A 9,348-nucleotide genomic window follows, 5' to 3' on the forward strand; every position below is an offset into this window, starting at 1 on the left:
CGACCTCCGGTGAGCGGCCGCTTCTGCTCCTGTCAGGGGTCGGTCCCGCTCAAATCATCCTGGCAGAGTGCATACGCTCGGCGTGGGCAGATGAATGCGCAGTGGAATGGTTGGAGCGTCTACCCGATTCTCCGACCGACGAGCTCCGCGATACTGCCTCTGACCTGCGTGCGACTCGCGTCATTGCAGTCGGAGTGGAATCTGTGTATGCGGCTGCTGATGCCTTACTCAAGTTACCGATCGAGGGTGTCTTTCTCCACCACGAACTTGATTTCCGTTTCAGCAACAGGCAGCGCCAGGGACGACTCCTCGGCGCATTCGACGCCTGCGAACGTCTGTGGTTCGACAGCTCGGTAGCCATGGACAAGGCATCCGCACATGGATCAGACCGTCCGCATCTGTTGATCCCATTGGCGACGCCCACTGGTTGCAGTCCGAAACGTCCGGAGACAGCGTATGTTTCCGTCATTGTTCCCCAGGAGAAACTGAACGCCGCCGAGGAAGCCACTGTCAATGCTTTGCAGGCTGCCGCTTCGAGTGCCGGGGTTCGGGTTTCGGTTCACAGTGTGGATCAGCTTTACACCGGACATGATCTGGAGGCCGGGCGGGGCTGGGATAATTCGATTGTGCGCAGCCTTCCGAGCTCGCCTTCGCACCTTGTGCTGGTCGGTAAGAGTGGCCACCACCTCTTCACCGCAGTCGGTCTGGGACCCGGCGCTGTCGAAGTCTTCGTCGATGCCACTGTCGAGAACGTTGCAATCGCGCGCCGAATCCGACTTGAGGAGGACCATGTTGCCCGAGGGGCGGCGCTTGCTGAAAGAGTCGCAGATTCGGTTGAGAGGTTCAGTCGGAGCAACGAACTTAGGGCGGTTCCCTCTACACCCAACCATTTTCGCAAAACTTTCGAAGCATTGGTGGCTAGGGACCTGCCCAATTGGCACGAGGAAGACATCCTTGAAGCTGGTCAGCCTCAGTTCGATTTGTTTTTCTCGGTCGCGGGGATTGAAAATCGTAGCAACGGTGCCAGGCCTCAACGGATCCGCGCAATGTCTCACGCGTTTGAAGAGCGCGGCGTACCGTTGGTGAGGGTGACCGCCAACCAGAACTTACTTAGCCGCAGGATGCGCGGTGCACTGGCACTCGTTCGCGCCGGAACCCAGCCCCGCCTGGGATACGGAGAGAATTCGACTGCTCCGATGCCACTGGAGGCGCGAAGTGTCCTCGAAAGCGGCCTCAAGGAGCTGCGAGACGCAGGACTGAAATTCGGCTGGTTCGTCCGGGACTTTCACTGGCTGGAACCGGCAAGCTCTGTCTCGCAGACCCGGGCCGACCTGGACCAGTTGCAGAAGGATAGCCTTGCCGAGTTCACCGCGATGAGAGAACACACTGATGTGCTCTTCGCCCCCTCGCACCTGGCTTCTCAGAGATTCGACCAGCTTCTCCGCGGCCGCATCGATCGGTTGCCCCATCGATGGACCCCGCTTCCTCCCGGTATCGAGCCGGCCAATTGCCTGTCAGCAGATCGGGAATCCGACGCGGTACAGCCTCCCGACCAGTCCGAACCCCTCGAAGTCGTATACGCCGGCGGACTCGGCGGTGTCTACGATCTCCAAACCGCGATGAATGCGCTTTCCAGTTTGCACGAACCCTGGCACCTGCATTTGGTCATACGACCAGAAGATGTTGAAATCGCACATCAATTGACGTCGCGCATGTCCGGACACATGGTCCACATCACTAGCGGCGAGTTCGCCGCCATGCCTGTCATCACTGGGCCCACGGTAGGATTGGCGCTTCTGGAGTCCGATTACGGGCTCGCCAGTTTCCCGCTCAAGGTCATGAGCTACCTCGAGCGACGGATGACCGTCGCCGTCTATCGGAACTCTTCTCCTGCGGAGATGATCGAATCATATGGTGCCGGCTCAGTCGTTGACCGCACCGCTGACTCCATCGAGGCTGGGATCGGAGCGGCAGTGTCCGCTGCCGGCACTGTCGATTGGCATTCAATTCACGAAAACGAGTCGTGGAATTCTCGGGCCGAAACTGTGCGCAATGCGCTTCGAGCTACGCTCAGTCTATAAACCTCGGTAGAACTGTTCTCACGTGAATCCTCCACAGAAAGGAAACACAAACATGCGTATCGTCAGCATAGTTGGTGCCCGCCCACAATTCGTGAAGCTTGCCCCGATGGTAAAGGCTTTCGACGCTCTAAAAGTGGACCACAAAATCGTACATACCGGACAGCACTATGACATCAACATGTCTGATGCTTTCTTCCAGGACCTCGGCATTCCCGATCCGGACATCCATCTTGGTGTCGGTTCCGGCAGTCACGGCGTCCAAACAGGCGGCATGTTGGCCCAGATGGACCAAGTGCTCTTGGACTTCCAACCGGATTGGGTTCTCGTCTATGGGGACACCAACTCAACGATCGCCGGTGCGCTGTCAGCAGTGAAGCTCCAGATTCCCTTGGCGCATCTCGAAGCGGGCCTCCGTTCAAACAACCGTGCGATGCCTGAGGAACACAACCGTGTGCTCACCGATCACGCCGCGGATATCTGCTTGGCTCCATCGTCCGCAGCGATGGACTGCCTTGCGAAAGAGGGCTTACGCGAACGCGCTGAACTCGTCGGAGACGTGATGGTCGATGTCTGTTACCAGGTTCGTGACTCGCTTCTAGCGACCAGTCCCCCGGTACCCTCAATTAATCATGGTGAACACTACCTGTTGGCTACGGTGCATCGTGCCGAAAATACGGATGATCCCACGCGATTAGAGACAGTTTTAAGCGCCCTTAAACATCTACCAATGCCCGTACTATTGCCAGCCCATCCTCGTTTGATGACGAAGGCAACAACCTTCGGGATAGCACTCGACGATGGAAATCTCCGTATAGTCGATCCGCTCGGATACCCGGAAATGGTAAATGCAATCATGAACGCTGACGGGGTCATTACGGATTCCGGCGGAGTACAGAAAGAAGCTTATCTTCTAGAGACACCTTGCACCACTCTTCGCGCGGAAACCGAATGGACCGAAACTCTAGCGGGAGGATGGAATGTCCTTGATCCGAACCTCACCAATATCGCTACCCTCGCAATGCGACCCAAACCGAACAGTCCGAATAGCCACCCATATGGGCATGGCGACGCCGCCCTAACAGCAGCCAAAGCATTATGCGAAGCACAGAGCAAACCACAGTGACCCAGATGAGTCAAATAGAATAGCGAGACCGATCAGATACGTACAGCCTATTCCCTACGCGTAATGGGACTGATCCAAACGAATAGCGCCAAGGCCGATAAGGCTCGCCGATCTCTCAGCGGAGAGTTCGACAGCACCACCAGCCACAACACGAACCCCAACCCATACCACCCCACGCTCTCCCGGAACCTACTGCGCTCCAGCCAAACCATTCACTGTAAGGTGAGTAGACGGCCAGGTCTCGAAAGGACGCACAATTGCTGAAGAGTCGAACATTCGCCAACGGGAGACAACTGAAAATTGCCTGCGTGGCGCACAACGGAATCAGGCATGATGCTCGAGTATTGAAAGGCGCAGCTTCACTGAAAGCTCACGGCCACGACGTTCATATATTTGGTTTGACTGCGGACCAGCCCGAAGACTTCGTCCTTCCGAACAACGTCACAGTCCATTTGATCCATCGTGATCTCTCAGATGTCAAAGCAAGAATTACTCGAGAACAGCTACCTCCTGGCCGCGAAAACGCTATATGGACTTCATTTCGCATTCAAGGAGAGACCATATTTGAAGGCGTGCGGTCCACGATGACCCCCGACATCGTCCACATGCATGACCACCTGACGCTCGCCGCATCATCTAATTACAAAGAAACGTTCGGCTGTCCTTTAGTGTGGGATGCACACGAAATATACGAAGATTTAGCGAGCATTGAAACGGTACGCGCAAATGTAAACGCGCAAGTAATCCAAGACAACGTCCACAACGTAGATGGGTTCATTACATTAAATAGCAGTATTGCGCAGTATTATCATCGCAGGTATCCAAATCTCCCTGATGCAGTCTTGATACCGAACGCTGTCGTTCGCAAAACTCCCCCTGTATATGATGGGCGTTTACATTCTGCTGCAGAGTTGGAATCCGATCAAAAAATCCTGCTCTTCCAAGGCGGGTACTCACCGAATCGTGGTATATCAGCTCTGTTGGAGGCATCTCAGCACCTCTCTGAACAATGGACACTAGTGTTCATGGGCTGGGGCAAGCTAGCGGACGAGATAGCGTCCTACACCGAATCTGCAACTGATCGGCCTAGGGGACGCCCTCAGGTGGCGATGATACCAAGTGTCCCGCACGATGACCTTCTCAACTGGACGACTGGGGCAACTTTGGGAGCGATACCATATGAAAATACGGGCCTAAACCACTTGTACTGTTCGCCAAACAAGCTCTGGGAGTATCCAGCGGCGGGCGTACCCGTGCTCGCCACAGATCTCCCCGAAATGAGCCAGCGAATAAACAAGTATGGAATCGGCATCACAGTACCTGAGGATCTCAATCCGAGAACAATCGCCAATACTGTAAATGCACTTTCAGATTCTAACCTATCGCTAATGAAACAACGCTGTGAAGAATTCGCGATCTCCGAGGACTGGAGCTCTTACGAAGACCAGCTAGTCAATCTGCATCTCCAACTTGGGATATCTGCCCACGATCGGCCCCGTAGCTGGTATAAGAGACTATCTGATCTTGTGACACGGATTGCTGGGACCCGTCAAAGACGCTGAGCAGGCCCGTTAAGAACTCTTGGGAAGTTCGTCACAACTTTTGCATGCGACACAGCGGGCGAGAACTTCGTAACGACACGACTGGTCAGACCAAACTCTCCTTACGCAGATGGCACCAAGCCATAATCATCGAACGGGAGCCGCCCTTCCAACCGTTTGGAAACATATTGCTATTTTTGCCCATGAGAGAAAAGATCTCACGACGGAGAGAGCTATCGTCTATTTGGAGAAAGGAACTGAGAAGGCCCGTCAGCCCACCACTGATCCTAGTTGGGTCCACGCCCTGGGGCCGGTCGTGACCGAGAAACTGGGGTAGCTCGCCCCGTTTCACTGCCGGGTGCGTCAAGAATGATTCAGACACCTTCTGCAAGAGATTCGTAGCATTTTCAAATCCACCTTCAGATAAAGCAATTGGTAGCTCGATCGTCGCTGCCGCCTTCCACAGTGCTTCAGAAGCCAACGTGGTCTTATCATCGTTTGGCTTCGGTGAATAAGGCCAGCTAATCCCACCCTCGCGCCAATCGATAAACTTCAAATGATAGCGATAAATTCCAAGCGCCGTATCTATCAACCACGGATCGTCGTGTGTGACAGACGCTTTGACTAGAGCCGCGCCATAAAGCGCAGCGTGGTTAAGCGCCTCAACGATATTTTGTGTTTGGTGGACAAAATATCGGTAGCCGTTCTCATCCTGTTTGGCTTCTCCCCGGAATGCCAACAATGTTTCGACGGCGGCATCTCGAACCCAGCTCTTACCCGAAACAGCAGCATATTCGAGCATCGGCAAGGTAATTAAGCCTGCGGTTGTAATCTCGTTCGAACGGACCCCAGAAGCATATTTTGTACCCCAACCGGGGAAGACGGCATCGCGTTCGTCGTCTACTATAGCCAGCTGGTCATCGCGCTGTTCGAGGAGAGCATCGATAGTGCGCTCAAGCAAAGCCGCATACTGTGGGTCACCAGTGACGCAATACATGTCGACGGCTGCCCGTCCATAGTATCCCCAATACCATCCATACAGTCTGCCTCGCTCTCCTGGACCAAGGTCCACATCTTGCCTGTTCACCATATTGGCAAGAGCACGATCGAGATATACGTACACTTCCTCATCTGATAGAGCAAACGGAGGAACGATGTCATTGTCCAATTTTTCCCTCACAAACTTCCATCTTTCGACATATTGGAGACCGACTAGACACTACCAGGATGCAATTCGTGAAGACTGACAATATCAGCCAGCACGCGCTTAGCAGCATCGTGCCAAAACACGAACTCAAACGTCTGATTTGTGCGATTCCTGCCCTCTGGCAGTGTGGCTATCTCGTCCAAGACAGTCTGCATCGTCAGACCCGAATAGTCAGTTGAATCGATTGCGGTTTCCATCGAGTCAAGGAAGTCATTGCGATCCGTCTCCCAATAAGTATCTTGTAGACTAACCTTGTTGGTCGTTTTGGGATCAAGTTCAGCGGCGATCTCATGGAAATACGGCACACCATCCCAATCAGGCACCATATGAAGCGTCATACGCCTGATGGCGGAAGCGTCGATCTTTCGTTCCGGCGGAACCCAAAAAGTTCTGAGAAGCATTTCGGGTGTGAGCATGGGTAGCGCAACCGACGGGGCAACCGGCGGAAACTGCCGTCTTACGCGGTTGTAATAGAATGAATAGTCCAACGCGTACAGACCGTCAATCCCCTTCACGAGAGAGCCGAGCAGCTCGTTTTTTACTAGCTGCGCTCCGTGATCTCGCAACTCCTCAGATAGGACGGAACGGTTTCGTACGAACGAGGTGAGATAACGTTCGAGCGCGCTGGATGCGCCACCTTCCTGGATGTCACGCAGACTATAGTAGTGCGCCCGAGTAAAGTCGCCGTGACTACCAGATATCATGAGAGGTGCTGGTGTCAGCCTCCTAACCGGAACGTTTGACCTGACTGGGGTCGACCAATGGTCGCCACCCAAATATCGAAACCAACTGCTAGCACGTTGCAGTATGGAGCCCGATGACGGACCGGGAGGTTGAGGCGTGCCTCCATCCTGACGCACCGTGCCCGGATTCGCCTCGACCGCCAGCCAGTCAAAACTGCCCTCGGCACGCTCGTGCAATTGCGCCGCAATTTCTGCCTCTAAATCCGGCGGAACAAAAGTAGTAGCGGTGAAAGGGATGCCAAGGCTGACCAAAGTAGCAGCCGCAAACCTGGAATCTACTCCACCGCTAAGGCGCAACCGGCTTTCGTCACTGAGATAAGGTGCAACGACATCGACAACATTTTGACCCGCATTTACGGGCGGTTCGATCGAGTCTGTCAACCCTTTCGGTTGCAAGAGGAAGTCGGAAAACTCAAGCTCTTGCCGCAACTTTACACCTTGTTCAGAAACCGTAATTACGGTGCCAGGCGGCGCAAGACTAACACCACGAACATAGGTGCTGTTGTTCAGCCCGCCGCCGGTAACATAATAGGCATCCCAAAAGTCATCATCCTGGATCGGCAATCGGTTCATGCCAAGCGCAGCACCAATTACACCGCTAGCTACGAGGCAGAAGTCGTCAGCCTGATAGTAGTAGAGCTTACCGATTCCCATAATATCGTTTGCCGCCACAATACTGTCATTGCGTACATTGTGATGCATGTAAGATAGAGGAGGTTGGTTAAACGCGCCACCGCTGACACCTTGCCGTAACCTACTCACAAACTTACGTACAGCCAACCCCGACCGATCCTCAAGCACCTCACGCAACAGAATGGGATAAGCTGAAGCGCTTAATGAGTCTGCATCCCGATAGCACCAATCGTTTTCAAAAGGATCAGGCTCTCCAGGAATGAAAAATGATGCAGTTGTTGCTCCTCTTTGTTGAATGACTGCGTCATAAGCAACATTGAAGTACTCACTCAAACGATTCGACACCGCTGAAATCATCTCGGACGATCTGCAATACATTCCAAGAAAAATTCCAGTAGGTGAGTGTGCTCGTTGGTTTGTTCTCATGGTCCTGACTGCGTTCGGCCTTCTACTCAGAGTCATCAGGCACCCGAGACAATCCTGGCCCGACTCCATATCTATTGGCGAAGTGATAAAATTCGGCGTCGCTATTCTTTAGCGGCATCGGATTTTCAGAAAAGAATGCCGCCTTCACCTTGACTCCACGGCGAGTTAGGGTGTCCGTTGTTCGCAAAAACCGTTGATAGCGAGTCAGATCGCGAAAACCGAGCATAGTAACAGATTCAGGATTTCCAAGGAACTCAATCAACCCATCTTCCAAACTATTCCAGGTCACCGACTTACGCGCTAGTTCCATAGATTGGCGCAGTTCCTGTAGATTATTCAGGACCTCCAAAATACCATCACGCCAAGAAGAGGAGTCGACGTCCGACAGCGTTACACCGCAGTGGTGTTCTGCAATGTAGTTAGATATCTCCTTTAACGGAGGCGCAACAAACGGCAGACCAGAAGTCGTGAAATCAAATACCCTGTTCGGCAGGGACACGGAATGGTTCGGATTCGACGGATCAAGCGTGATCAGTCCAGCATCTGCGTCAGCCAGCAGGCCCGGAAGTTCCTCGTAAGAAACAAACCCTTCAAGGTGCACACGGTTCTGTAATCCAAGATTCTCCAGGTAGCCATGGATCTCATCAGAATATGAAATAGGACTAAGCTTGATGAACGCAACCAGGTGAATACTTTCCGGAAGCTCTGCAACTGCGTCCAACACGGCTTCAAATCCATTTACGATGTTTCCCGTTGTGACGAGCACAGTACCGTCGGTCGGGATATTGAACCGTTCCCGCAGAGTGCCGGATGGTTTTACCTCCTCATACCAACGATAGTTCGGCTGCAAACGAACAGGTCGGCCGAAGCCGTCAAGAGTTTCGACCACCGAGTTACTCACCGTCATAATTCCATCGACTTGAGTCAACGCACCATAAGCGTTGAGGTTGACCATCTCGAGGGCTGCTGGGTGCAAATTCGGTGCCAGCGAGTGTTTGTGAACCTCCACGTTTTCCACACAATCGCAGATGATCCTCCCCCCGTACTTGCGTTGAAGCACCATGGCTGCTGGAACAGTGCTGGGTAGTAGACAAAGATAGGTCTCAGCGCTTAGGTCGACATCCGACTTCTCGATTTCCTCGTACAAAAGACCCTGCCGAAAGAGCGTGAAGTATTTTTTTGCTGCGCCCCAAAGAGAACTGGTGTACACCAATCTTTCACGCGTGAGTTTCAGACTATTGACCAACTTTTCCCGGCGTTCTTTTTCTCTAACGCGCTCTTGCTTGATCTTTTCCTGAAGATCCCTATTTCTCGCGATTAGGTTATCGAGCTTCTCTCGGGAAGTGTGGATTACACCATTTGTTTTAGCCAGACGCTCCTTGAGAGTTGATATTTGAGTCTTCATCGTCGCTACATTGGTGTTCAGAATTTCGTTCCGTCTACCAATTTCCACCCGGGCGTCTGTCTCGTGTTTCAGGTTGGCTTCAGCTGCAGATAGCTTTTCTTTGAGTAGCTCAGTGGAAGAGACCTCTTGTGCCACGCCGTCCGACGCGGCTTCACGTCGTCCTTGGGCTTCGCGCATTTCGGATGAAAG

At 53.2% G+C, this 9,348-nt stretch carries 6 protein-coding genes; 3 read left to right on the forward strand and 3 right to left on the reverse strand.

From position 1 onward, the window contains the following. The first annotated feature begins 101 nt into the window (after nucleotides 1–101). The 3 genes from IHE57_RS13670 to IHE57_RS13680 all read left to right on the forward strand — a co-directional run bounded on the left by IHE57_RS13670 (nucleotide 102) and on the right by IHE57_RS13680 (nucleotide 4,766). Nucleotides 102–2,081 (forward strand): hypothetical protein, encoded by a 1,980-nt coding sequence (locus tag IHE57_RS13670; RefSeq protein ID WP_209373833.1) that lies wholly within the window; start codon nucleotides 102–104, stop codon nucleotides 2,079–2,081. A gap of 52 nt (nucleotides 2,082–2,133) precedes the next feature. Then, nucleotides 2,134–3,204: a non-hydrolyzing UDP-N-acetylglucosamine 2-epimerase gene (gene wecB / locus IHE57_RS13675; protein ID WP_209373835.1), complete on the forward strand. Its 1,071-nt coding sequence runs from the start codon at nucleotides 2,134–2,136 to the stop codon at nucleotides 3,202–3,204. A gap of 308 nt (nucleotides 3,205–3,512) precedes the next feature. Then, the gene (locus IHE57_RS13680; protein ID WP_209373837.1) at nucleotides 3,513–4,766 is read left to right on the forward strand and encodes a glycosyltransferase; all 1,254 of its coding nucleotides are present in this window, start codon (nucleotides 3,513–3,515) and stop codon (nucleotides 4,764–4,766) included. A gap of 85 nt (nucleotides 4,767–4,851) precedes the next feature. Here IHE57_RS13680 and IHE57_RS13685 read toward each other — a convergent pair whose 3' ends face one another. The 3 genes from IHE57_RS13685 to IHE57_RS13695 all read right to left on the reverse strand — a co-directional run. Then, nucleotides 4,852–5,913 (reverse strand): hypothetical protein, encoded by a 1,062-nt coding sequence (locus IHE57_RS13685; protein ID WP_209373839.1) that lies wholly within the window; start codon nucleotides 5,911–5,913, stop codon nucleotides 4,852–4,854. Between the two features lie 44 nt (nucleotides 5,914–5,957). Beyond that, nucleotides 5,958–7,673: a class II glutamine amidotransferase domain-containing protein gene (locus IHE57_RS13690; protein WP_209373841.1), complete on the reverse strand. Its 1,716-nt coding sequence runs from the start codon at nucleotides 7,671–7,673 to the stop codon at nucleotides 5,958–5,960. Between the two features lie 103 nt (nucleotides 7,674–7,776). Continuing rightward, nucleotides 7,777–9,348 (reverse strand): glycosyltransferase (locus tag IHE57_RS13695; protein WP_209373843.1); only part of this gene is annotated, 1,572 nt, incomplete at its 5' end.

This window comes from Brevibacterium renqingii (genome assembly GCF_017808105.1).
Lineage (GTDB): Bacteria > Actinomycetota > Actinomycetes > Actinomycetales > Brevibacteriaceae > Brevibacterium > Brevibacterium renqingii.

Bases quoted from the DNA above. Each gene is read 5' to 3' on its own strand.
- wecB (WP_209373835.1), top strand. From the start codon at position 2,134: ATGCGTATCGTCAGCATAGTTGGTGCCCGCCCACAATTCGTGAAGCTT.